The sequence below is a fragment of the Ahniella affigens genome, assembly GCF_003015185.1.
GTDB classification, from domain to species: Bacteria; Pseudomonadota; Gammaproteobacteria; order Xanthomonadales; family Ahniellaceae; genus Ahniella; species Ahniella affigens.
Map to the genome: position 1 here is coordinate 5,829,460 of NZ_CP027860.1, position 23,030 is coordinate 5,852,489.

General features: G+C 62.2%; 15 protein-coding genes. 9 read left to right on the top strand and 6 right to left on the bottom strand.

Annotated features, from left to right (window positions below; genetic code table 11):
- The first annotated feature begins 1 nt into the window (after position 1).
- Positions 2 to 1,669, top strand: coding sequence for a PilX N-terminal domain-containing pilus assembly protein (locus tag C7S18_RS22780; protein ID WP_106893740.1), 1,668 nt, complete (start codon positions 2 to 4; stop codon positions 1,667 to 1,669).
- Positions 1,670 to 1,671: 2 nt separating this feature from the next.
- Positions 1,672 to 2,205 carry a prepilin-type N-terminal cleavage/methylation domain-containing protein gene (locus C7S18_RS22785; RefSeq protein ID WP_106893741.1) on the top strand — a complete coding sequence of 178 codons (534 nt, stop codon included), beginning with the start codon at positions 1,672 to 1,674 and terminating at the stop codon, positions 2,203 to 2,205.
- Between the two features lie 69 nt (positions 2,206 to 2,274).
- Here C7S18_RS22785 and C7S18_RS22790 read toward each other — a convergent pair whose 3' ends face one another.
- A complete protein-coding gene (locus C7S18_RS22790) occupies positions 2,275 to 3,042 on the bottom strand; it encodes a glucose 1-dehydrogenase (protein WP_106893742.1) in 768 nt (255 codons plus the stop codon).
- 62 nt (positions 3,043 to 3,104) lie between these two features.
- On the opposite strand from C7S18_RS22790, the gene C7S18_RS22795 reads away from it, so the two are divergent.
- The 4 genes from C7S18_RS22795 to C7S18_RS22810 are packed head-to-tail and all read left to right on the top strand — an operon-like array spanning position 3,105 to position 7,098.
- Complete coding sequence (locus C7S18_RS22795) at positions 3,105 to 3,911, top strand: SDR family NAD(P)-dependent oxidoreductase (RefSeq protein WP_106893743.1); 807 nt, start codon at positions 3,105 to 3,107, stop codon at positions 3,909 to 3,911.
- Positions 3,908 to 5,113 carry a class I SAM-dependent rRNA methyltransferase gene (locus C7S18_RS22800; protein ID WP_206207942.1) on the top strand — a complete coding sequence of 402 codons (1,206 nt, stop codon included), beginning with the start codon at positions 3,908 to 3,910 and terminating at the stop codon, positions 5,111 to 5,113. Before C7S18_RS22795 ends, C7S18_RS22800 begins: the two co-directional genes overlap by 4 nt.
- A complete protein-coding gene (bioF, locus tag C7S18_RS22805) occupies positions 5,113 to 6,318 on the top strand; it encodes an 8-amino-7-oxononanoate synthase (RefSeq protein ID WP_106893744.1) in 1,206 nt (401 codons plus the stop codon). Before C7S18_RS22800 ends, bioF begins: the two co-directional genes overlap by 1 nt.
- Positions 6,319 to 6,360: 42 nt before the next feature.
- The gene (locus C7S18_RS22810; protein WP_106893745.1) at positions 6,361 to 7,098 is read left to right on the top strand and encodes a DUF481 domain-containing protein; all 738 of its coding nucleotides are present in this window, start codon (positions 6,361 to 6,363) and stop codon (positions 7,096 to 7,098) included.
- Between the two features lie 261 nt (positions 7,099 to 7,359).
- Here C7S18_RS22810 and C7S18_RS22815 read toward each other — a convergent pair whose 3' ends face one another.
- Positions 7,360 to 8,811, bottom strand: a complete 1,452-nt coding sequence (locus C7S18_RS22815; RefSeq protein ID WP_106893746.1) for a wax ester/triacylglycerol synthase family O-acyltransferase — start codon at positions 8,809 to 8,811, stop codon at positions 7,360 to 7,362.
- Positions 8,812 to 8,921: 110 nt separating this feature from the next.
- Positions 8,922 to 11,108 carry a S8 family serine peptidase gene (locus C7S18_RS22820; protein WP_106893747.1) on the bottom strand — a complete coding sequence of 729 codons (2,187 nt, stop codon included), beginning with the start codon at positions 11,106 to 11,108 and terminating at the stop codon, positions 8,922 to 8,924.
- A gap of 456 nt (positions 11,109 to 11,564) precedes the next feature.
- Between C7S18_RS22820 and C7S18_RS22825 the strand changes: the two genes are divergently transcribed.
- Positions 11,565 to 11,990 (top strand): hypothetical protein, encoded by a 426-nt coding sequence (locus tag C7S18_RS22825; RefSeq protein WP_146152077.1) that lies wholly within the window; start codon positions 11,565 to 11,567, stop codon positions 11,988 to 11,990.
- 342 nt (positions 11,991 to 12,332) lie between these two features.
- On the opposite strand, the gene C7S18_RS22830 is transcribed toward C7S18_RS22825, so the two are convergent.
- Positions 12,333 to 12,896 carry a zf-TFIIB domain-containing protein gene (locus C7S18_RS22830; RefSeq protein ID WP_170113443.1) on the bottom strand — a complete coding sequence of 188 codons (564 nt, stop codon included), beginning with the start codon at positions 12,894 to 12,896 and terminating at the stop codon, positions 12,333 to 12,335.
- A 266-nt stretch (positions 12,897 to 13,162) separates the two neighbouring features.
- Between C7S18_RS22830 and C7S18_RS24325 the strand changes: the two genes are divergently transcribed.
- The gene (locus C7S18_RS24325; protein ID WP_146152078.1) at positions 13,163 to 13,414 is read left to right on the top strand and encodes a hypothetical protein; all 252 of its coding nucleotides are present in this window, start codon (positions 13,163 to 13,165) and stop codon (positions 13,412 to 13,414) included.
- Between the two features lie 15 nt (positions 13,415 to 13,429).
- Here the strand turns inward: C7S18_RS24325 and C7S18_RS22840 are convergent, their stop codons facing one another.
- A complete protein-coding gene (locus C7S18_RS22840) occupies positions 13,430 to 14,110 on the bottom strand; it encodes a DNA-3-methyladenine glycosylase family protein (protein WP_106893751.1) in 681 nt (226 codons plus the stop codon).
- A 4-nt stretch (positions 14,111 to 14,114) separates the two neighbouring features.
- Entirely contained in the window at positions 14,115 to 14,471 is a 357-nt protein-coding gene (locus C7S18_RS22845; RefSeq protein ID WP_106893752.1) for a putative signal transducing protein, read from the bottom strand.
- Positions 14,472 to 14,578: 107 nt separating this feature from the next.
- Here C7S18_RS22845 and C7S18_RS22850 point away from each other — a divergent pair, with 107 nt between their 5' ends.
- Positions 14,579 to 22,747 (top strand): beta strand repeat-containing protein, encoded by an 8,169-nt coding sequence (locus C7S18_RS22850; RefSeq protein ID WP_170113444.1) that lies wholly within the window; start codon positions 14,579 to 14,581, stop codon positions 22,745 to 22,747.
- Positions 22,748 to 23,030 lie beyond the last annotated feature (283 nt).

Here is a 23,030-nt window from a genome sequence, read left to right on the forward strand (position 1 = left end):
GATGGCCACGCGCATTGATGGTTCATGCCCGGTTCGCTGCCAATCGGCCACGCGGCAGCAGGGCGCGGTGCTGCTGGTCGCAATTGTGCTGCTGTTGGTGTTGTCATTATTTTCGTTGGCGGCAGTCCGGGTTGGCTTGAGCGAGCAGCTCAGTTCTGGCAATGACTTTCGCGCGCGACTGACCCGGCAGATGGCCGAAGGCGGCATCAGCCATGCGCGCGCCAGCCTGTCCCTGCTTGATGCCCGCCTGCGTCCGGATGCCGGCGCCGAAGTCGATCCGCAGTTCTGGCAGGCTTGCGCTGCTGACGATACGAGCTTTCCGTGTGGCGCCGAGCGCAACACGGCGCGGCGGGCACGGATGTATCGCTTCATTGGTGGGCACGATCTGAATGGCGACGGGCGCACCACGGTGTTTGAGCAGCGCTCGGTGCCGCTCGCCAAATTGGCCCAGGGCGCGTCCTTCTTTGTGCCGGCAACGGGTTCGCCGATTGCCGCCAACAGCTTCCCGACCGAGTATGCCGTGGGCGCGCTGTTGTGCCGATTGCCGAAACCAACGATCGCCGAGACGGTCGCCCCAGGGTGCACCCTGAATCCCGCTGAGGCCGTGAATCAGGTTGCATACACCCTGGTCTCGCGCGCGGCGCTGCCGGGTGAGTCGAGCACGGCGACAATCGTCACGGCGGTGTCAGTCAAGCCGGAGCTCAAGATCAATCCAAATCTGCCGGCGCTGGTGGCAACAGGTGGCATCACCGGTCTGGGCAGCAGTACCTTGGTGAGTGCGCCAGCGATGGCAGGCAATAACGGCCAGCCTGTGTCCTTGTTCTCACCCACCGATTTCGACGGCACCGAAGGCACGTGGCAGAGTTGCCGATCTGACCAATATCGCCCAGTCGCCGCAGACCCGGCCGACCCCGCAAACGGTTCCGGTGGCCTGGTGGCCGGTGGCAACGGCCCGGCGGACTGTGGCAGCGGTGGCTTCTGCGCCTGCCCGGGCGGCGCCGAAAATCTATCGGGCGCTGACCAAGGCTTCGGTCATGAAGAGGGCGCCGATATTCTCGACAATGATGCCGAGAGTCGAAGCCGCGGGCCCTTGCCACCGTTCCCGTGCGATCTATTTGCGTATGCGTTGCAGACAGAGCCGGTTCGCGATGATCGCGACGGCGATGGCCGTTGCGAGCAGGGCGTCGATCTGGATCAGGATCTGGTCAACGACCGTGTACAGGCATACATGGATGTGCAAGGCGCCAGTGTACAGTCGTGCGCATCGCTCGGCCCCCAAACCCATGGCCTGGTCTGGATCAAGCAAGGCAAGGACGGCAATATGGCCGATTGTCAGCTGCCCGCCGGCCAAATCGGGCAGCCGGGCAACAACCTCGTGCTGGTCATTGATGGGCCGTTCAAGCCTCGGACGGGTACCAAAATCTTTGGCCTGGTACTGACGCGCGATCCGGCAATCCAATTGGATGTGGCCCGAGGCGGGCGTGCCGGCCTTGACACCGGAACTGGTCAGTCCAAGGTGGTTGGCGCTCTGGTTCTGGAAGGCGGTGGGCGGGTGTTCGGTACCAACGATGTCATCCAGCTGGCGTCCTTTCGGACGCCACCGACGCACACGCAGTACCCGCCGGTAGTCGAGATTCCCGGCAGTTGGACCGACCAATACAGTTTCTGATCATGCGAAACCGCCAGCGCCCCCGAGGATTCTCCCTGATCGAAGTGCTGATTGCCGTGGTCGTGTTGTCGACCGGCATGCTTGCACTAGCGGCACTGCAATCCACGATCACGCGCAACAGCGTGGCCGCCAAGGCACGCTCGCAGGCGGTGGCCGCCGCGAACGACGTGCTCGATCTGGCCCGCGAACGAGCCAGTCGCGACGAGAATGGCTTTGAGAATCTGCAAAGCACCGGACTTCAGGACTGGGTCGTGCCCGACATCGCTCGCGATGGCGGGTCACCACAACGATTTCAAAAGCGCCTGACGGTGACGCGACTCGTGGCTGGCGGTCCGGGCGACCCGTGCAGCGCTGACGCGCCTTGCTTTCGTGTGTTGGCCGCAAACCAATCGGCGCCCAACGACACGGTCGGACTTAAGCAGGTCGATGTGGATATTCAATGGGTCGACGACGCTGGCATCACGCAGTCCGTGCGGGTATCCGATCTCATTTACGACGTCCCTCGCACCGCGCAGTACGGTCTGCTGCAGCCCTGACTCAGGTGCGGGGCGAGTCCTGGTCTGCGCCGTTCATCGCACGGGCACCGTCCGGGGATCGACCGCGCGTCAGGCCAGGTAACCGCCGTCGACCGCAAAGCTCGCCCCGGTGACATAGCTCGCAGCGGGTGAGGCCAGGAACAGAATCGTCGGTGCAATCTCATGAGGCTCGGCGGCGCGGCCCAGCGGAATTGTGCGGGTGAGTTGCGCCATCAGTTTTTCGTTCTGTGTCAGTGCTGACGCGAACTTCGTGTCCGTCAGCCCAGGCAACACCGCATTGACGCGGATCTTGTCGGCCGCCAGCTCTTTGGCAAACCCTTCGGTCATCGACAGAATGCCGGCTTTGGTCATCGAATAAATACCCTGGCCAGGCGCGGCGCGGCGCCCGTTGACCGACGCAATATTGACGATGGCGCCGCCGCCTCGGCTCTTCAGGATCTGTGCCGCTTTGACCGTGCAATAAAAGTAGCCGCGCAGATTCACTTCGACGGTCTTCTCAAACGCGCTCATTGGCATGTCGACCATGGTGCCGTAGTAAGGATTCGTCGCCGCATTGTTAACCAGTACATCCAGCCCGTAGCCGCGATCGATGATTTTTTCGAACAGGCGGTCCATCGAGGCGATATCGCCGATATGCGCTTCGATGGCGTTCGCCACGCCGCCGCTGGCCCGGATCGACTGGACGACTTCCTCGCAGGCCTCCAGTTTGCGCGAACTGACCAGGACATGCGCGCCGCAGGCCGCAAACAGGCGGGCGGTGGCTTCGCCGATCCCGCGGCTGGCGCCGGTAATGAGTACGGTTTTGCCGGTGAAATCGGTCAAGGAGGACGGCAGCATGGGGGTCATCGCAGCGATTCGGTAGACTGGGGGCTTCCGATCATAAACGCTGAGAGCAGAGTATGAGCAAACGGGCTTTGATTACGGGCGCGGCTTCTGGCCTGGGGCTGGCTCTGGCCAAGCGCTACGCGCAGGCAGGCTATGCCATTGCAGTGGCCGATTTGAACCTCGACAAGGCTGAAGCCGCCGTGGCCGAGTTGGGCGGTTCTGGCGCTGGGCATTTTGCTGTGGCGGTCGATGTGGGCCATGACGACAGCATGGCCGCTTTGGCCAATTCCGTCGCCACACATTGGCCTGAAGGCTTTGATGTGCTGATCAACAATGCCGGGGTTGCAACTGCCGGCAGTGTTGCCGATTCCAGTCTGGAGGACTGGGACTGGGTCATGAACATCAATCTGATGGGCGTCGTGCGGGGCATGAAGACGTTCGTGCCGATGTTCAAGGCACGCAAGTCGGGTCTGATTCTGAGCACGGCGTCTTACGCTGCGCTCGCGGGTGCGCCGAACATCGCAAGCTACGGCACGTCGAAAGCGGCGGTGGTCGCGGTGTCTGAAATGCTTCGCGCGGAGCTGGTCGACCATGGCATTCGTGTGGGCGTGATCTGCCCGAGTTTCTTCAAGACCAATCTGCTCGACAATGCCCGCGGTGATCAACGGTTCAAGGCGGTCGCCGGCCATCTGATGGAGACATCGAACTTCACCGCTGCCGACGTCGCCGAATACGCCTTCCAAGCCGGCGAGAAGGGGCAGTTCATGATCATCCCGACGGGCCCTGAGCGGACACGCTGGCGGATCAAGCGCTGGTTTCCGGAGTACTACTTCAAACAGCTGATGAAGTTCACACGAGCAATGCGGGTGAAGACAAAATGACCACCGAGATCGAATATCCGGCGCTATTTCTGAAGCGCGGCGAAGATGCGCGGCTGAAGCAGGGCCATGTCTGGGTGTTCAGCAATGAAGTCGATACCGCGCGCTCGCCACTGAACGAATTCGAGCCCGGCGAGCGCGTCGCGATCGTGGATGCCAGTGGCCGGCTGATCGGACTTGGTTACATCAATCCACATGCGTTGATCTGCGCGCGGCTTCTCGTGCGTGGGGCCGAACACGGCATCGACCGCTCGCTGATCTCACATCGCCTGAACGTCGCGGCGTCTTTGCGCGCGATGCAGTATGACGAGCCGTATCATCGGCTGGTGTTCGGTGAAAGCGATGGTTTGCCGGGGCTGGTGATCGACCGCTTTGGTCCCGTGCTGGTCGGCCAGATTGGCACGCTTGGTATGGAGCAACTGAAGCCCGAGATTGAAGCCGCCATCCAGAAGACCTTGAAGCCAGAGGTGCTGGTATGGAAGAACCAGGGCAGTGTCCGACAGCTGGAGAATCTGCCGGAGTATGTCGAGGTGGCGATCGGGTCGCTGCCAACCACGGTGATTGCGCGCGAACATGGCGTGGACTATGCCATCGACGTTGAGCACGGACAGAAGACGGGGTTCTTTTACGATCAACGTGACAATCGCGGCAGCTTGGCACGTCTCGTCGATGGCAAGCGTGTTCTGGATTTGTTCTCTTATGTGGGCGCCTGGGGCCTGGCTGCGGCGCGATTTGGTGCGAGTGAGGTGCTGGCGGTCGATGTCAGTGATGCCGCGGTTGAACGAGTCCGCGCCAATGCCGATCGCAATGGCTTTGCCGACCGCGTGCGGGCGGAATCGGCCGATGCGTTTGAGTTCTTGAAACACCTCCGGCAACAACGTGAGCGCTTTGATGTGGTCATCGTCGACCCGCCAGCATTCAGCAAACGGAAGAAGGATTTCGCGGAAGCGCGTCTCGCGTATCGGCGAATCAACGAAATGGCCATGCAGGTATTGGCCCGCGATGGTTTGCTGGTGTCCTGCTCGTGCTCGTATCACATGCCATACAGTGAGTTGATCAGCCAGATCAACCAAGGCGCGCGACATCTCGATCGCCAGGCCCTGGTGTTGAAGCGTTTGCAGCAGAGTGCCGATCACCCGGTCGTGCCAGCCATTCCCGAAACGGAATATCTGAAAGGGGCGCTGCTTCGGGTGCTGCCGAGCTGATGAATCAGCGTCCGCTGGTTGCCGACCGATTGCGGCAAAGCGTTGCCGAGCGCGAGGCGGCGTCGTTGCGCCGCCAGCTTCGCACGGTGACGGCGCAACAGGGCAACTGGATCTGGGTAGATGGTCAGCGCTTGCTGAACTTTGCGAGCAACGACTATCTCGGGCTCGCTCAGGCGCCTGAGCTCGCGGCGGCGATGCAGCAAGCGATCCAAACGTGGGGCAGTGGCGCGACGGCGGCGCATTTGCTCGGTGGCCATCGCGAACCCCATGCAGCGTTAGAGCGTTATGCTGCGCAGTGGTTAGGATATCCGCGTGCGCTGTTGTTCTCGACGGGCTACATGGCGAACCTCGCAGTGCTCGATACGTGCCTGCAATCCCACGACCTCTGTGTGCAGGATCGCTTGAATCATGCGTGTCTGCTGGATGGCGCCAGGCTCGCCGGTGCGCACTTGAAGCGCTACCGGCATCAGGATCTGGCACACGCCGAAGCCTTGCTTGCCGCCGACCCCGAACGTGCCGCGATGCTGGTCAGCGATGCCGTGTTCAGTATGGACGGCGATCAGGTCGATGTGCGGGCAATCACTGCTGTGGCTGAACGGCAGCAGGCGCTGTTGTTCCTCGACGACGCGCATGGTTTTGGCGTGCTTGGACGGGAGGGGCGGGGCACCGTTGCGGCGGCTGGATTGGGGGTCGAATCCGTGCCACTGCAGATGCTCACGTTGGGCAAGGCCATGGGCTCATTCGGGGCGCTCGTGGTTGGCACCGATGCGTTGATCGATGCGCTGGTGCAATTGGCGCGGCCATTTCTGTTTACGACTGCGATGCCACCCGCCGTCGCAGCAGCGAGTCTGGCGGCGATGCAAACCGCGCGTGCAGAGCCGTGGCGGCAGGAAACCCTGCATCGGCGGATTGACGTGTTCCGCACCGAAGTTGCTGGCTTGGGCTATACACTCATGGCATCACAGACTGCCATTCAGCCAATCTTGATTGGCGAAGCGGGCAAGGCCTTGCAATGCGCCGCGGCCTTGGCCGAGCGCGGATTCTACGCGCCTGCCATCCGCTACCCGACGGTGCCCAAGGGTGAGGCCAGACTACGAATCACTTTGTCAGCAAGCCATACCGAAGCTGAACTAGCGGCGCTGATTGAGGCGCTGCGCCAATTGAACGACCAATCATTCATGAACGAGCCAAGTGCGGCTGGCTAGCATCCACATCCTTTTTGGGAAGCTGCACTGAGCAAGGAGTTCATGATGAAGAAGTTGCTGTCTGTGGCCATGCTGGCCGCGCTGTCGTTTGCGGCCCAGGCCGAGGAAGGCTGGTCGGGTACGGGTGAGTTTGGTCTGGTGTTGTCGCGTGGCAATGCCGATACCGATACGCTGAACGCCAAGCTGGCGCTGAAGCACGAAGACGAATCGTGGTTGCACGAAGTGGCGGTCTCGGCGCTGCGTGCCGAAGCCAATGATGTGCGTACCGCTGATCGCTTCGAACTCGGCGGCAAGTCGGGTTACAAATTCAACGAACGGCATTATCTTGCCGGCGTGGCGCGTTACGAGAACGACGACTTCTCGCCTTACGAAAACCAATGGACCGTGGCGGTGACCTACGGTGTGCATGCCATCAACAGCGACGCCACCAAGCTCACCTTCGAAATCGGCCCGGGTTACCGTCGTTTCGATCCAGCGCCGTTTGTATTCAGCGAGACGCCGCTGATTGTGATTGACGAAGGTTCGGACAGTGAGTTCATGATGCGCGGCTTTGCCGACTTCAACCACAAGTTCAACGACAGCACGTCGATCTACAATACCTTCCTGGTGGAGTCGGGTTCGGACAACACCTTCATGCAAGATGACATCGGCGTGCTCGTGAAGATGTCGGAAGCGCTGGCATTGAAGGCGGGTTTCCAAGTGCGTCACAACAATGACGTGCCGCCAGACGCTGACAAGACGGACACGCTGACCACGATCAACGTGGTGTACGGGTTCTAAAACGCGTCTGCAAAGCTGAGTGCGGCGGTGCCAGGTATGGCGGTAGCGTGTGACGAGAGTTCCACCCAGTTGCCGCAGCCGCATCGCAAGTAGCCCTCTCCCCAGCCCTCTCCCACTCGCGTGGGAGAGGGAGCGCTCCCTCCCCTGCGGTCGCTGAGAAGACACAGGCATATCGATTTGCGATGGGTCGTTTGATTTCCGCCGCAGACATCTTTGATCTGGCGTCAGACAAAAAGCGTCGGGAACCGTCGTGTGCTCTGGTCAAGCCGAACGTGGCATTAAGCTCTGCAGCTCCAGCCACGCGGCCTCGAAATCGGCGACCAATCCGCCCATGTCCGAAACTGCCTCGGGGCTTGCGAGCAAGCCGACGTGAACCCGGCCGTTGTAGCTCTGCACGGTGACGTTCAGACCGAGTCCATGCGTGACAATCGAGACCGGCACATAGCTCAACATGGCCGCCCCAGCGAGATACAGCGGCACTTGCGGACCCGGTACATTCGACACCACCAGATTCGCAATTGGCGGCAGTCGGTCTGCGAGTTTCTGCTTGGAATAGAGCTGGGTGAGTGACTTGACGAGCCACGGCCAACCGATGGCTGGGAAATCGGTGGGTAGCACGCCTTTCATGCCGGTCGCGCCTGACTTCATCCGGGCACTATTGGCCAAGATCGCGGCAAAGCGCTTGTCCGCCTGCGCAAGGTGGGTCGGCAAGTCCATCAGCGTCATCGCAACCTGGTTGTTGGCGCTCGCATCGCCACTCGCGCGTAGCGATACCGGAATCGCGGCGACCAGACTTTTCTTCGGCAAGGCTTTGGCACGCTTCAGATAGCGGCGCATCGCGCCGGTCACGATTGCGAGCACGGCGTCGTTGATGCTTGCGCCGTGCAGCTTGCTGAACAGTTTCAGTGCCGGCAATGGCAAATCCAGACTCCCGAAACAGCGCTCTGCCGTGATGCTCGCATTGAACGGCGTTCGGGGCGCCAGGCTCAGGCCGGGCATCGCGCTCGTCGCCTTGCTGTCCGCCTTCGGCGTTTTGCCTTCCGTGCGCGCCGACTTGCTTTGGTTCCGGAACAATTGCCAGGCATCCGGAACGCGCTTCGCCAGATCAACGGCCTGGGCAAGTTGATGACTGAGTGCGCCCGTCAGGGCTTCGGCCAATCCCAGCTTCACGCTGCTGCGTTTGGTCTTTGGTGCGGGGTCGCGTTTCGCGTCGGGACTTAGATCCAGAATCGCGTTCGCGAGCGCCACGGCGCCCTGGCCGTCTACGGCAGCGTGGTGCACCTTTGAATAGAGTGCGATGACCTCATGACCAGGGACCGTTTGCAGCGACTTGCCGAGCCCGGTGAAGACGACCATCTGCCACAGCGGCAGGCTGCGATCGAGCAGTTCGGCATGAAGACTCGCAACGCGCGCGTGCAACGTTTCGAGGTCTGCAGGCGCCGACAGGCGTTCGTGCAAGACTTGCTGTTTCATGTCCACCTTATCGGCATGCTGCCAATACGGCGTCAGCACATTCAGGGGCAAGAACTGCACAATGCGCGTGAGCGCCGGGGCGAGTTCCAGGCGTTCCCGCAGATGCTTCCGCAGGCGCTCGGCGAAGCCACGGCCTTGACCCTTCGGGACTGACAGTAAATGCACTGAGCCCACATGCATCGGCATTTCCGGGCGTTCCATGAACAGGAACGCAGAGTCGATCGTGCTCAGTGATTTCATGGTGCGCCCCTCCCAGAGCTGTGCCCGGAGTATGTCCAGAGTTTGGTGCAAAGAAAAAGCCCCCGGCTTGCGCCGGGGGCTTTCAGATCAGGCCAGGCCTGAAAGATCGATCAGAACGTCACGGACCAAGAGTTGATGTAGCCCGTGTCACCAGCGGCGTTGTCATTGACGCGCAGGTTCCAGGTGCCATTCAACGCTTCCGACGACAGGTTCAGCGTGACCGTCTTGTTGACGTTGTCAGTGCCACCGCCCGTGCGGTTGTGGATGTTGTACAGCGTGCCATCCGGCGCCACGAGGTCGACCTTCAGGTCGCCCTGGTAGGTGTGCACGATCGCCACCGTCACCGAGGCATTGCTTGGGGCATTGCCGCTGCGGCCGGAGACCACAATCGGGCTGTTGACCGTCGTGTTGTCGCCAATCGTGACGTCGTTGGTGTTGGTGTAGGTCTGCGTGCCGCCACCGCCGCCGCCCGTCGTGTAGCTGCCGACCAGGCTCAGGCCACTGAAGGCCGAGTAGGCTTTCAGACGCACGTAGTAGGTACCAGCCGACGGGGTTGCGAACGTGCAGGCTTCGGTGTTGCCCGAGGCGTACGGACGGCAGTCATAGACGGTGTCGGTCGGTGCCGAACCAAACTTGACGTACATATCGGAGTCACCCGTGCCACCCGAGGTGTTGAACGTCAGGTTGGTGGCGCCTGCTGGCACGACCATCGTGTAGTTCAGCGAATTGCCAGCGGCGGCAGCGAGGCCGGTCACGGCAACACCGTTGCTCAGCACCGTGCCGGTCGCGGCCGGAGTGGTAGCCGTGGCGGTGTTCGAGTAGCCGGAGTTGTTGCCAGCGCCGTCATAAGCACGAACGCGGAAGCTGTAGCTCGTCGAGGCGGCGAGGCCGGTGCTCGAGAAGCTGTTCGAGGTCGCGGTGCCGACTTCAGCGAAGGCCGTGCAACCTGCGCCCGAGCAGCGTTCCACCTTGTAACCCGCGAGGCCCGAGCCACCGGTATCGGTCGAAGCCGTCCAGCTCAGGTTGATCTGGCTGCTGCTTGCGGCCGTTGCGGCGGCGCTGGCCGGGTTGCTCGGCGCCGTCGTGTCTGGCGTCGTGCTGCCCGAGAACAGCGAGTACAGCAGGCGGTTCGGCGAGCCGGTGCCTGGGCTGGTCACCTTGTTCGGGGTCGAGCCGTTCAGCACGGCAGCCGTTGCGGCCGACACCGAAGCGGTTGGGTTGTCAGCGAGGTACAGGGCGACGACGCCAGCCACGTGTGGCGAGGCCATCGAGGTACCGCTGATCGTGTTGGTCGCCGACGTGCCGGTGTACCAGGACGACAGGATGTTCGAGCCTGGCGCGAAGATGTCGAGGCAGGTGCCGAAGTTCGAGAAGCTCGAACGGGCGTCGGTGTTGGTTGTCGAACCAACGGTGATGGCGGCTGCAGCGCGCGCTGGCGAGTAGTTGCAGGCATTCGCGTTGTCGTTACCAGCGGCCACGACGACGATCACACCGGCGTTGCTGACGGCCGTGATGGCGTCATCGAGTGCTTGCGAGGCGCCGCCACCCAAGCTCATGTTGGCCACAGCGGGCTTGACATGGTTCGTGCGGACCCAGTCGACGCCGCCGATCACGCCGGAGTTGGTGCCCGAGCCGTCGCAACCCAGCACGCGGACCGGGTGAACCGTCACGCCCTTGGCGATACCGTAGGTCGTGCCGCCGACCGTACCGGCCACGTGTGTACCGTGACCATTACAGTCATTCGTGCCGTTGGCGTCGGAGATCGCGGTGAAGCCATTGCCCATGCGACCCGTGAACTGCGTGTGCGTGCCGAGCACGCCGGTGTCGATGATGTACGCGTGGACGTTCGAGGCCGTGGTGTTGTACGTGTACGAGCTGTTCAGTGGCAGATCGCGCTGGTCGGTACGGTCGATGCCCCAGGTCGCGCCGGTTTGCGTCGCGTTGGCATAAACATAGCCGTCTTCTTCGATATAGGCGATGCGATCATCATTCAGCATCGACACCAGCGCCTTGTCATCGGCTTTGATCACAAAGCCGCGGAGCGCAGCGTTGAAGGTTCGAAACACTTGCGCTTTGTGAGCCGCGGCGATTGAGTTGGCAACGGATGCGATGCTCGGTTTGGCGCTGTTGCGCTCGACCGACAACGAAGCCACTTGGTCTTTCAGCACCACAATATACTGGCCTTGCACCGGACGTTGGGCATAGCGCAGTTCAGCAGCGGCCATTGCCGAGGTGGCAAAAGCCATGGTGACCGCGGAGGCGGCCAGAGTTTGCTTGAGCAAGGTACGACGCTTCATTTCCACTGTTCTCCCTTTGATTTGCGATGGATTGAGCTTCTTCACGTTCCAGCATGTTGTGGTGGGGTACAAACCTAGGCAGACATATCCTGGTCAGGTCCGACGCGCGGATCCGACGGCAAAGCAGCGTGTGTCCACTCGGGTTTGTCCCTGGCCTGCGGTTTGTGTCAAACCGTCAAGGCGGCGCGGACCATAGACCAGAGTTTTCGAAAATTCACGCTGCTATGCGTCAAAAGTCACGGCAAAGCGTGAAGGTAGTGTGATAGGGAGCGGCCCGCTCGGCGCGAATTCCTTTTGAATCAGTGCGCTGGTCGATGCAGACGCATTGAAAAAATTTTCTGTCATTTCGGTCTTGCGACGGACGAGAGGTATTCGTCACCATCTCGTTTTGTGACCAAGGTGCTCTGTTCAATAGCGGCGAGGTCTTTGTGCTGCACGCTAGATGGAACCCCCAACATGACCGACCCTTTTGCGTCTCCAACGCAGTACGTTAAAGCGGAACCGCCCGCGACCGCGCATCCCATGGCCAAGGCCGCCCGCTGGATCTGGGCATATCTCGCGGTGGCACCGCTGGGACTGAGTCTCGACTACTTGGTCCCATTTCTGCCCAACAATGCGGTGTTCGCATTTGTCCGGCAGTTGCCTGGGATCAATATCGTGTTCTGGTTTGCCGCCGGACTCGCCTGCCTCGTCGTGTTTTGGCAGATGGGCCGCAACCTGGCAGTGGCCTTTTGGATCGGCTGGCCCGCGGCGCTGCTCTATTGCTTCGCCCGAGCGTTCATCTACCCCGGTGGTTGGTCACATTTTGGTGCGCCGATGGCGGTTGTGGTGCTCGCAGCGTGCCTGCTGCCGGGAATCGCGCTCTGGCAAACGCGCCGGTAAGCTGTCTGTAGGGCGTGTTGTGGCGCCTTGGGTTTGGGTCTGAAGCCCGGAGCGTGAACCTCGCTTCTGTTTACTCGGCAATTGGCATGTGATGACCCTGTCGATCGCAAGTAACCCCCTCCCCGGGCCCCCGCGCCGCGATCGCGGGGGAGGGAGCGCTCCCTCTCCCGCGCGAGTGGGAGAGGGCTGGGGAGAGGGCTACTTGCCACACTGTGCCGTCGCGAAAGATTCCGCATCCTCACCAACCGCCTGATGTACGACTATGCGCACGTTCGATGCGACCAGCGCTCTTGCAATCGCTTTACCGGATCACCGGACCCTAGCCAATTGCCGGGCGACAACTCAAACCGGCCCTTCCGTCTGCGCCAGATACAGGTACGCCATCAATTCCTTGCATTTGTCGCGACCCGCGAGCCAATTGCGAATCTCACGCGCACGTTCGTAGTCCTCGCCCAGCTGCGTTTTCCAGCGCTCTTCAGCGCGCCGACGAGCCTCTTCCTGGCGCAGCTTGGTTTGCCAGCCCGGTTCAAATACGCGGGTCAAGAGGCCAGCGCGGGCGAGATGCTCGACTAAGATCCACTCGCCGCGATCCAGCCAGACCGCATCGCAATGCGCACACAGGTCGACTTGATTCTTGCTGTCCGAACTGAATCGGAACTTGGTCATGAAGCCCCGGCACGACGGGCAGCGCAGCATGGCCTGGGACTCCGATGTGGCCTTTGCCTGGTCAACGCGATCGGGCGAGGCATCCACCTTGGCGCCTTCGAGTGTCGCCCGCCAGCTTCGGTAATGCTGGAGCAGCAGTAGCGATCCGTGGCAGCTTCGGCACGTGTGGGCGGGTAGCCCTTGCTGCAGTTCGGTGGCGACCAGTTCGGATTCCTGACAGCTGGGGCAATTCGACAGCATGGGCAACTCCTGAGGCAAAGGACCGACGACGATCGATCGGCTGACGCTGGTTTGATCACAGACACAACGCAAAATCCGCGCCGCCCGTGTCATGACCGCCCCGATGGTAGCCCGTGCGGCCGGACGAACAAGCGGCCCGATCGGCGGTGGAAACCGTCGCCGGGCTTCGGTCTGTCTCGGACGCTGAGACGGGGCCACCGGAGGATCAATCAATCGCCGCGCCGACGCTGCGATCGTCCTTCTTCCGAAATCTAGGGAAACGTCAGATGCATGCCGCTCGCACAGAACACTTCAACTCACGTCGCGAATACCGCCGCCAATCGACCGATCCCGTCGCGCGCGCCCTGGTGGCGGCGCGTCTCCGTTGTCCCTACTGCTTCTGGTTTCTGCTTGGGCTCGGCCTGATGGTCAGTGTGCCGGGGCTGGCGCATACCGAGACGCCAGTCGGTGCATTGTGGCTTTGGTTGGTGTTAGTGCCGCTGGCTTCGGCGTTGCTGCGCCGGGTCTTGCTCCGCTGAGCGAGGCCTTTCCGTTCAGTCCTGGCTTCGTGGCGTGGGGGCCCGAACCGGTTTCAGACTATCGGCGATGCGCCAGAGGTACAGGCTGGCGAGGGTGCGGTGCGGCGACCAGTCTTGGCCCAGTTCCAGCAAGGCCTTGGGCTTTGGCATCTCGTCGAGCTCCAGCAACACTTGGGCCCCTTTGCGGACCCCCAGGTCGTCGATCGGAAACACATCGGGCCGGCCCAGGCGAAAGATCAGCATCATTTCCACCGTCCAGCGGCCAATACCGCGGACTTGCGTCAGCCGTTCGATCAGCTCCTCATCGCTGAGGTAACGCAAGCTGCGAGCGTTTGGCACGACGCCGAGTTGGGCTTTCTCGGCCAGGTCCTTCAGCGCCAGTGCCTTGTTGCCCGACACCCCGCAAGCGCGCAACCCTTCGGCGGGCGCCCGAGCCAAGTTGTCGGCAGTCATCCGGCCCTTAGCGTCCTGGCAATGCTGCGCGCGCACGCGGCCGACGATCGTCGCGGCGGCCTTGCCACTGAGCTGCTGGTACAGGATGGCGTTGGCCAGCGCGTCGACCGGATCAAACGGACGGTGCCAGTCCACGTCGATCTGGATTTTGCGCATCCAAGCCTTGAATCGCGGCTCGGCCTTCCGCAGGCTACGGTGGGCGCTTTCCAGGTCGAAGCCGCGGGGGTGATTGATCTTGGGCATGTGTTCAGGCGATTCCGGGGTTCAGTTCGGGCCAAGGCAGCAACCGTCCCGGAATCGGCGGATTCAGGGTATCCAGCCAGTCGGCTAGCGCCGCAGTCGCGGCCGGCCAGTCCGCTTCCGGAACCAGCACCCGGACCAGGCCGGGCATCATCCCGAATGAGCCAGACAAGGCATCGCCCACGACGATTGCAGCAAAAGACTCTGACTCCAGGTAGTCCCGGACCAGGCAGGCGTCGATGACCGTCTCAGCTTCATAAAGGCAGCGCATGGCCAGACCATGCCCGGGTGGGCCAGGAAACACAAGGCCCGGAATGCCGGTCCAGGGTTGATGTCGTGATCCGGAAATCACAATTTGTTGCATGCGGTCTGACGCTCGCCAAAACCCAGGAATGATTCGCAAACAGTTGATCTGAAATGCAGATTGGCGCACACTCTGGCCGTCTGTCTGACATGCTTCGGGGAAGAAACATGCGAATTAAGCTTGGGGTCTGGTCACTGATCCTCTCACTGGCCTCACTGAGCGTCGCTGCTCAGGACTACCGATACGACGTGTATCTCGACACCGATGCGAATGCATCGACGGGGTGTACGGTTACCTCTCCGGGTGGGACCGTCAGCGGTGTCGAAGCGCGTGTCCGCGCCGATATCACGAATGTCACCGTCACGGGCAGCACGGTTTCCGTCTGCAGCGCGGGCACCTTCCCCGCGGGCGAGGCGCTGCCTGCTCCGTATGCAGTCGGCCTGAATAACGGCACGGCCGGCGCCGATGTCATCGAAATGGGTACGCCAGCCACACTGGCTCCCGCCGGTGCCACGGTTCCGGTTTACGCCATTGGCTGGAACGGCGCCAGCACGGCGTCCGATATTCTGGCAACGACTACCGGACTGGCCGGTGGCCCGCCGATTCTCCTCGGATTCCCGGTCAACAATATTCCGACGATGGGCCTATTAGGCCTGGGACTGCTGGTCCTGGTGCTCGCGGTTTTCGGCATGAAGCGCATCCGCCTGGCCGCCCGCGCGAGCTTGGCGTCGATTGGCCTGCTGATGATGGCCGGCGCCGTTTGGGCCGCCGCCTACACGGTCGACGGGCAAGTGGGTGATTGGACCGGCGAGACCCCGATTGCCGTTGACCCAGCGGGCGACGGCAGTAGTGTCGACTCCGGCATCGATATCCGGGCGCTGTTTGCGGGCTTCGAAGCCGGCAAGCTGTTCCTCCGCATTGACGTGACCGATGTCGAGAATCAACCACCGGTCGCCAACCCCGTTACGGCAACGCTGCTGGAAGACGCAGCGCCGCAAACGATCACGCTGAGTGGTAGTGACCTGGACGGTGATCCGCTGACCTTCACGGTCGCGACCAGCCCGACGAAGGGCACGCTCGGCGCCGTGACGCCAATTAACACCACGTCGGCCTCGGTCCAGTACACCGTGACGCCGAACGCCAACGGCGCCGACAGCTTCACGTACCGCGCTAACGACGGCTTCGTGAATTCGCCTGATGCGACCGTCAGCCTGACGATCACGCCGGTCAATGACATTCCGACCTTCACCTCGCAGAATCCCCCCGCTGTGAACGAAGATGCCGGACCACAAACAGCGCCCGTGGCCTCGGGCCTCAGTGCCGGTCCAGCCGATGAAAGCGGGCAGACGATTGCGTTCACGATCACGAACAACACTAATCCAGCGCTGTTCAACGGCGTGCCGACGATCAACGCGGCTGGTCAGCTCAGCTACACCCCGGCGGCGAACGTCAGCGGCACGGCGCAACTCACGTTTACCGCGCAGGACAATGGCGGCACCGCAAACGGCGGTGTCGATACATCGGCGCCAGCCACGATCACCGTGACCGTGAATGCCGTCAATGATGCGCCGAGCTTCACGGCGGGCGCCAATCAAACAGCTTTGGAAGACGCACCCGCCGTCACCGTCGCCGGTTGGGCGACTGCCATCTCGCCGGGTCCGGCGGACGAAGCAGGGCAGACGCTGACCTTCAATGTCACGGCCAACACCAACACGGCGCTATTTTCTGTGCAGCCAGCGGTCAATCCGACCAACGGTAATCTGACCTATACCCTGGCGCCGAATGCCAATGGTGTGGCGACGATCAGTCTGACGCTGAGCGACAACGGCGGTACGGCGAATGGCGGTCAGGACACGTCTGCGGCGCAGACCTTCACGATCACCGTTACGGCCGTCAACGACGTGCCGAGCTTTACGTCGAGTGGCAACGTCACGGTGCTCAAAGACACCGGCGGCAATACCATTCCGAACTGGGCCACGGCAATCAGCGCCGGTCCGGCCGATGAAGCGGGTCAGACCGTCAATTTCCAGATCACCAACAACACGAACGCCGGGCTGTTCTCGGTGGCCCCGGCTGTTTCGGCAACCGGCACGCTGACGTTCACCACCGCTGCGAACGCCAATGGCTCGGCGACGATCACGATTCGTATTGCCGACAACGGCGGCGTTGCGAATGGCGGCGTCGACACATCGGCCACGCAGACCTTCGATATCACGCTGACGCCGGTCAATGACGCACCGAGCTTCACCCCGGGCGCTAACCAGACGGTGCTGGAAGATGCTGGCGCACAGACGGTTGCCGCGTGGGCCACTGCGATTAGCGCCGGTCCGCCCGACGAGGCTGGTCAGGTGCTGACCTTCAACGTCACGGGCAACACGAACCCAGCGCTGTTCAGTGCTGCTCCGGCAGTCAATCCGACCACGGGTAACCTGACTTACACGCCGGCCGCCAACGCCAACGGCATCGCCTCGATCACGCTGACGCTGAGCGACAATGGCGGCACTGCCAACGGTGGCAACGACACCAGCGCGCCGATCACGTTCACCATTACCGTTACCGCGGTGAACGACGTCCCGAGCTTTGCCGCTGGTGCAAACCAGAGCGTCCTGGAAGATGCGGGCGCGCAAACGTCGGCTGGTTGGGCCACCGCGATCTCGGCGGGTCCGGCGGATGAATCCGGCCAGACGCTCAGCTTTGCTGTGACTGGCAACACCAATGCGGGCCTGTTCAGTGTTGCGCCTGCGGTCGATCCGACTGGCACGCTGACCTACACCCCTGCCGCAAACACCTCGGGCGTGGCCACGATTACCCTGCGCATCTCGGACAATGGCGGCACCGCAAATGGTGGTGTCGACACCAGCGCCACGCAGAACTTCACGATCACGGTTTCTTCGGTCAATGACGCGCCAAGCTTCGTCGCAGGTGCCAATCAGACCGTGGCCGAAGATGCCGGCGCGCAGACCGTTGCCGGATGGGCGACGGCCATTTCGCCGGGACCGGCAGATGAGTCGGGTCAGACCGTGACGTTTAATGTGGCCTCGAACAGCAATGCGGCACTCTTCAGTACGGCGCCAGCCGTCAGCCCGACCGGTACGCTGACTTACACCCCAGCGGCGAATGCCAACGGTTCTGCCACCATCGGTCTCGCGCTGCAAGACAATGGCGGCACGGCGAACGGCGGTATCGACACGAGCGCTACGCAGACGTTCACGATCACGGTGACCGCGGTCAATGATGCGCCAGTCAACACAGTGCCTGGCGCGCAATCGGTTGGTACGGGCGCGACCCTGACGTTTACGACGGGCGGCGGCAATGCGATCTCGATTGCAGACATAGATGCCGCAGCCGGCCCAGTCATCACGACGGTCAGCACAACGCTCGGCACGCTGTCGGCAACCGCCACCAATGGCGCGATCGTCACCGGCAGCGGCACGGCTTCGGTGTCGATCACCGATGTGGTGGCCGACGTCAACGCTACGCTGCAAACGTTGAGCTTCACCAGCGGCACGGGTGGCACCGGCACGATCACGGTGCTGACCAACGACCAGGGCAATACCGGCACACCGGGCGCGCAGAGCGATTCGGACAGCTTCGCGATCAATGTCGACTCGCCGCCAACCGTTTCGTCGACCACGCCTGCCAACGGCAGTACGGTTGCCAACAACACGCCGCTGACCATCAACTTCAGCGAGTCGATTGTCGCCACCATTGGATCGGTGACGCTGACTTGCGGCGGCCCGAATCTGATCACCGGCGGCACCACGGGTACCGGCGTCACTGTGCTGAACCCGACGTACACGGCGCCGCTGCCAGCGGGCCCGTGCACCATGACGATCATCGCCGGCAACATCACCGATTCCGACACGATTGATCCGCCCGACAACATGGTGAGCACGGTCACGGTGAACTTCACCGTCGATGCAGCGCCGAGCGTCAGCAACGTCGTGCCGGCCAATGGTGCGACCAATCAGCCGGTGAACTCGACCGTCGCGGTTACGTTCAATGAACCGGTTAACTTGGCTGCGGGTGCGTTCACGTTGGATTGCGGTGGCGCACAGCCCTTTACGGCCGTCCCCGCACTGCCGGCGACCAACACGACGTCAGTGACGCTCACGCCATCCTCGTCGCTTCCGGCCGCGACAAGCTGCACCGTTACGGTGTTGGCTGCGCTGGTCAACGACACCGACACGGCTGATCCGCCGGCCAACCTCGCCGCCAATTTCGTCAGCACCTTCACGACGGATGCTGCGCCGACTGTGACCGGCGGCACGCCTGCGACGGGTGCGACAAACGTTGCGACCACGAGCCTCGTGACCTTTACCTTCAGTGAGAACGTGGATGCTGGCCCGGGTGCCGCAATTACCGTGGAATGCCCGATTGGCTCCCCGGTTGCAGGTACTGTGTCTGGTACCGGTACCTCGACACTGACCTTCACGCCGTCTGGCGCGATGCCGGTCAACACCGCGTGTCGTGCGACCGCAGTGGCCGCGAATATCAACGACTCCGATGTGGCAGATCCACCCGGACTCCTGGCCGCTGATGTGTCGCGCACGTTCACCACGGATGCCCCGCCGAGCGTGCTGAGCACCACGCCAGCTGCCGGTTCCACGGGCGTTGCGGCGACGAGCACCATCACCGTCAACTTCTCCGAATCGGTAGCGTTCGACACGACTGCCAATGCCGCGAACACCAGCTTCGACTTCGAGTGCCCAGCGGGCACGCCGACCAACTTCACTGTTTCGACCGCATCGCCGGCCGCTTCGGTGGTGTTGGATCCGCTCGATTCCGCGCTCGCCGGCCAGACCTGCACGTTGTCGGTGCGCGCGCTCGGCATTGCGGACGCCGACCTTGGCGATCCGCCGAACAACATGGTGGCTGACTTCGTTGCTACCTACACGTTTGCCGGTGTCGCCAACGACGACGCCGCAACCGTGACGCCGCATCTGACCTACGCAGCACCTGTGAGCGTCACCGCCAACGACATCTTGGGCGCCGAAACCATCACCGGCTTCGGCCCGACCTTGGTCACGGCTAACGGCACGGTTCCGAACGGAACGAACGCGATCACAGCCGGTGGCGCGGGTGGCCGCATCATCCTGCAGGCGAATGGTGCCTACACGTTCTACCCGGATGCGGGCGACACAACGGCCGCCGGTACGGTGACGTTCTTCTACACACTCAGTGGCGGTGATACCGCCCAGGTCACCTTGACCTTCGAGAACGAAGAGCTGGCTTGGTTCGTTGATGGCAGTGCCAGCGGCACGGTCTGCACGGGCTCCAACGTTGGTACGCAGGCTTGCCCATCCGCAAACTTCGCTGGCGTCAGTGCTCACACCACGAACGACGTGATCTTCGTCGACTCAGGTACGTACACCGGCACGCAGACGACGCTGGCTAACGGTGTGTTGTTGCTCGGTAACGGCTCGACATCCACGATCAGCGCGTTGCTGGCAGCCCGAACGCCAGTGGCGAATGCGATTACGCCAGTGCCGGGATCTGATTTCGCCCCGTACAACGCACTAAACGGTGCCGCGCCCGTGTTGACCTGTACCAATGTCACCTGTGTGACCGCCGGGACTGGGGTAACGCTGCGCGGCTTCACGATCGGCGATTCCGGTGCAACCGGTACCGACCTTGCAGCCACCAACTTCGGGACGCTGACGGTAGACCAGGTCCTCCTGAACGGTACGGGCCGCGCGCTGAACTTGGCGACTGGTACGATTGCTGGCGCGGGCTTCACCGGCGTGGCCTCTACCTCGGGTGCGCAAGGCATCAACCTGTCGGCAATTGCCGGTACCTTGAACCTGGGTGGCACCACGATCAGTGGCAGCTCGGGACAAGGCATCAACATGGCCGGCATCACGGGTACCGTGAACACGGGTGGCACGTCGGTGACCGCCACGACCACGCAAGGCATCTTGGTCGGTACCTCTACGGGTGACGTCAACTTCGGCAACACCACGGTCTCGGCCAGCACGGACTGCGTCAGTCTGCAGAACAACAGCGCCGGTACGCGCACGTTCGGCACACTGACCATTGGCACCTGCGGTGCCGTTGGTTTCCTGCACGCAACCGGTGGTGGTGCCGTGACGGTCACGGGCGCCACAAATATCACGGGTGTCGCAGCGACCTTTGCGGGCATGTCGATCGATGCGAATACCACTGCGTTGACGTTCAACGGCGTGACCATCAACAAGGCCACGGCGGGCACCGGCCTCACCATTACCGGTTCATCCGGCGCCTTCAACGCGGGCGTCCTGTCGGTGACGACGAGTTCTGGCACTGGTGTGATCTACAGCACCTCGGCAGGTGGCTTGACGGCGGCAGCAGGATCGACCATTGCCGCAACAAACGGGCCGGCGATCACCTCTGCGACTGGCACCAACTGGAGCGGCACCTTCACGACGGTGTCGTCAACGAACAGTGCGACCGCTGGTATTGACCTGAACGGCATCTCCGGAACCTTGGCGATGAACGGCGGTTCGATCACGGGCTCAACCGGAATCGGATTCGCGGGTGTCGGTACGCTCGGTACCACGACCTATGCAGGTTCCATCACGAAGGCGACGGCTGGCAAATTGGTCAGCCTTACCGGAGCTGGCGCAGGTACCGTAACGCTCAGCGGCGCGTTGAGCTGTACGAGCACGTGTACCGGTATCGACGTGTTGAACCGCAACGCGGGCACCTACACGTTCAGTAACGCTTCGAAGACGGTGACCACGGGCACCAGTGCGGCGGTCACGCTGACCAACAACACGGGCGCCTCGATCCTGTTCTCGGGTGGCGGTCTGGCGATCACGACCACTTCTGGCGCTGGCTTCGCCGCAACGGGTGGTGCGAACTCGATCGAAGTGACTGGTACGGGCAATGTCATTTCGTCCACCACCGGACGCGCGTTGGAAGTAACGAACTCGACGATCGGTGCTGCCGGCTTGACGTTCCAGAGCGTGTCGGTCAACGGTGCGACGAACGGCATCCTGCTGAACAATACGGGCAGCACAGCCGGTCTGACTGTCACAGGTGTGGCGGCTGCGGCCTCTGGCGGCACGATCCAGAATACGACCGCCAACGGTATCCGTCTGATCAGCACGCGCTCACCGTCGTTCAATCTGATGAGCATCAACAGCACCGTGGGCAGCGGCATCAAGGGCACCGGCGGCGTCACCAACTTCTCGCTGACGAACTCGACCATTTCGAATTCCAATGATGCGGCGGCGGACGGTGCGAATACGGTGGACGAAGCCAACGTGGCATTCAACGACAATCAAGGTGGCACCGAATCCAACTTGACGGGCACCGTCACGATCACCGGTAATACGCTGACGCTGGCGCGCTATCACGGCATCGACATCTTCAACTATGCCGGCACGATCAGCTCGGCCAACATCAGCAACAACACGATCACCAGTGACACAGTGGGGGCCAATACCCTGGGTTCCGGTATTCGCCTGATTGCCTTCGGGTCAGCGACGACCGTTGCCAGCGTGACCTCGGCCACGATCAATAACAACATCGTGACGAACTTCCCGACCGGCGCCGGCATCATGGCGCAGGGCGGCAATGCCAACGCTGGCGGTCCGAGTACGGGTGTCATTGGTAACGCCGCCAACGCGGCGCAGACCATCACGATCACGAACAATCGTGTCAGTGGTCAGAGTGCGGCGAACCGCATCAACACCCAGGCAATCCTCACCGTGGTGAATGGTCGCGGTACCGGCCGATTCGATGTGTCGAGCAACGGTACTTTGGCCAACCCAGTCCAGCACACGACAGGAACGTCGTTTGCCGGTTCGTCGTTCGGCAACAGCACGGCGGTCGCGACCTTCAACAACAATGTGCTGGTTTCCAATAACCAAGTTGGCGCGCAGGGCTTCGGTATCGGCACTGGTATCTTGTCGGTGGCAACCGAAACACCGACTTACACCGTCGACATCACGAACAACAACATTTCGCAGACTGACGGGAACGGCATTCTGCTGGTGGCGCGTGATGCCACCAGCACCCTGCGCAGCAAGATACAAACGAACACCGTCGCCGCGCCGTTGGGCGGGGTCCGACCGGGTATTCGAGTCGATTCGGGCAATGCGTCGGCCGGCACTGACGAGAACGTCTGCGTCAATCTGTCCGGCAACACCAGCGCAGGCAGCGGCGGCACAAACGGTATCGGTCTCCGCAAGCAGGGGGTAGTAACCACGACGCACGACTTTGGCGTCCACAACATGGTTGCGACCACAACACCGGCTGTTGAAGCACATGTCGCCGGGCAGAATCCAGCCGGCAACGGCGTGCTGCTGATTTCGGCGACAAGCGGCTTTAGTAACTGCAACAATCCTTGAGCTTGGCAAGGCCCTGGCTGCGCGACAGCGCAGCCAGGGCCCAAGCAGATGTCATTGATGGGGCAACCAGCACGAAAGGGGGAGGCAAAGCGAAGTAGCCATGCGATTCGCGGGATCATTCTTAGTGATCCCGATACACGTTCATCGTTGCTGCCAGCTACCGCCTTCGGGATCAGCGAGCAATCGAAACGCGTATTCAGGGCTTGGCGAGGCACCCACTCGCTTGTGCCGCCGCGCCGCAAGGCTCAATCACCAAGTATGCACAGCAGGGCGCCTTGTCCGG

Excerpts from the sequence above, each read along its gene's own strand:
- C7S18_RS22825 (WP_146152077.1), top strand. The coding sequence starts at position 11,565 with ATGACCGACCCTTTTGCGTCTCCAACGCAGTACGTTAAAGCGGAACCG.
- C7S18_RS22850 (WP_170113444.1), top strand. The coding sequence starts at position 14,579 with ATGCGAATTAAGCTTGGGGTCTGGTCACTGATCCTCTCACTGGCCTCA.
- C7S18_RS22815 (WP_106893746.1), bottom strand. The coding sequence starts at position 8,811 with ATGAAATCACTGAGCACGATCGACTCTGCGTTCCTGTTCATGGAACGC.
- C7S18_RS22840 (WP_106893751.1), bottom strand. The coding sequence starts at position 14,110 with ATGCCCAAGATCAATCACCCCCGCGGCTTCGACCTGGAAAGCGCCCAC.
- C7S18_RS22795 (WP_106893743.1), top strand. The coding sequence starts at position 3,105 with ATGAGCAAACGGGCTTTGATTACGGGCGCGGCTTCTGGCCTGGGGCTG.
- C7S18_RS22830 (WP_170113443.1), bottom strand. The coding sequence starts at position 12,896 with ATGCTGTCGAATTGCCCCAGCTGTCAGGAATCCGAACTGGTCGCCACC.
- bioF (WP_106893744.1), top strand. The coding sequence starts at position 5,113 with ATGAATCAGCGTCCGCTGGTTGCCGACCGATTGCGGCAAAGCGTTGCC.
- C7S18_RS22810 (WP_106893745.1), top strand. The coding sequence starts at position 6,361 with ATGATGAAGAAGTTGCTGTCTGTGGCCATGCTGGCCGCGCTGTCGTTT.
- C7S18_RS22785 (WP_106893741.1), top strand. The coding sequence starts at position 1,672 with ATGCGAAACCGCCAGCGCCCCCGAGGATTCTCCCTGATCGAAGTGCTG.
- C7S18_RS22845 (WP_106893752.1), bottom strand. The coding sequence starts at position 14,471 with ATGCAACAAATTGTGATTTCCGGATCACGACATCAACCCTGGACCGGC.
- C7S18_RS22790 (WP_106893742.1), bottom strand. The coding sequence starts at position 3,042 with ATGCTGCCGTCCTCCTTGACCGATTTCACCGGCAAAACCGTACTCATT.
- C7S18_RS22780 (WP_106893740.1), top strand. The coding sequence starts at position 2 with ATGGCCACGCGCATTGATGGTTCATGCCCGGTTCGCTGCCAATCGGCC.
- C7S18_RS22800 (WP_206207942.1), top strand. The coding sequence starts at position 3,908 with ATGACCACCGAGATCGAATATCCGGCGCTATTTCTGAAGCGCGGCGAA.
- C7S18_RS22820 (WP_106893747.1), bottom strand. The coding sequence starts at position 11,108 with ATGAAGCGTCGTACCTTGCTCAAGCAAACTCTGGCCGCCTCCGCGGTC.
- C7S18_RS24325 (WP_146152078.1), top strand. The coding sequence starts at position 13,163 with ATGCATGCCGCTCGCACAGAACACTTCAACTCACGTCGCGAATACCGC.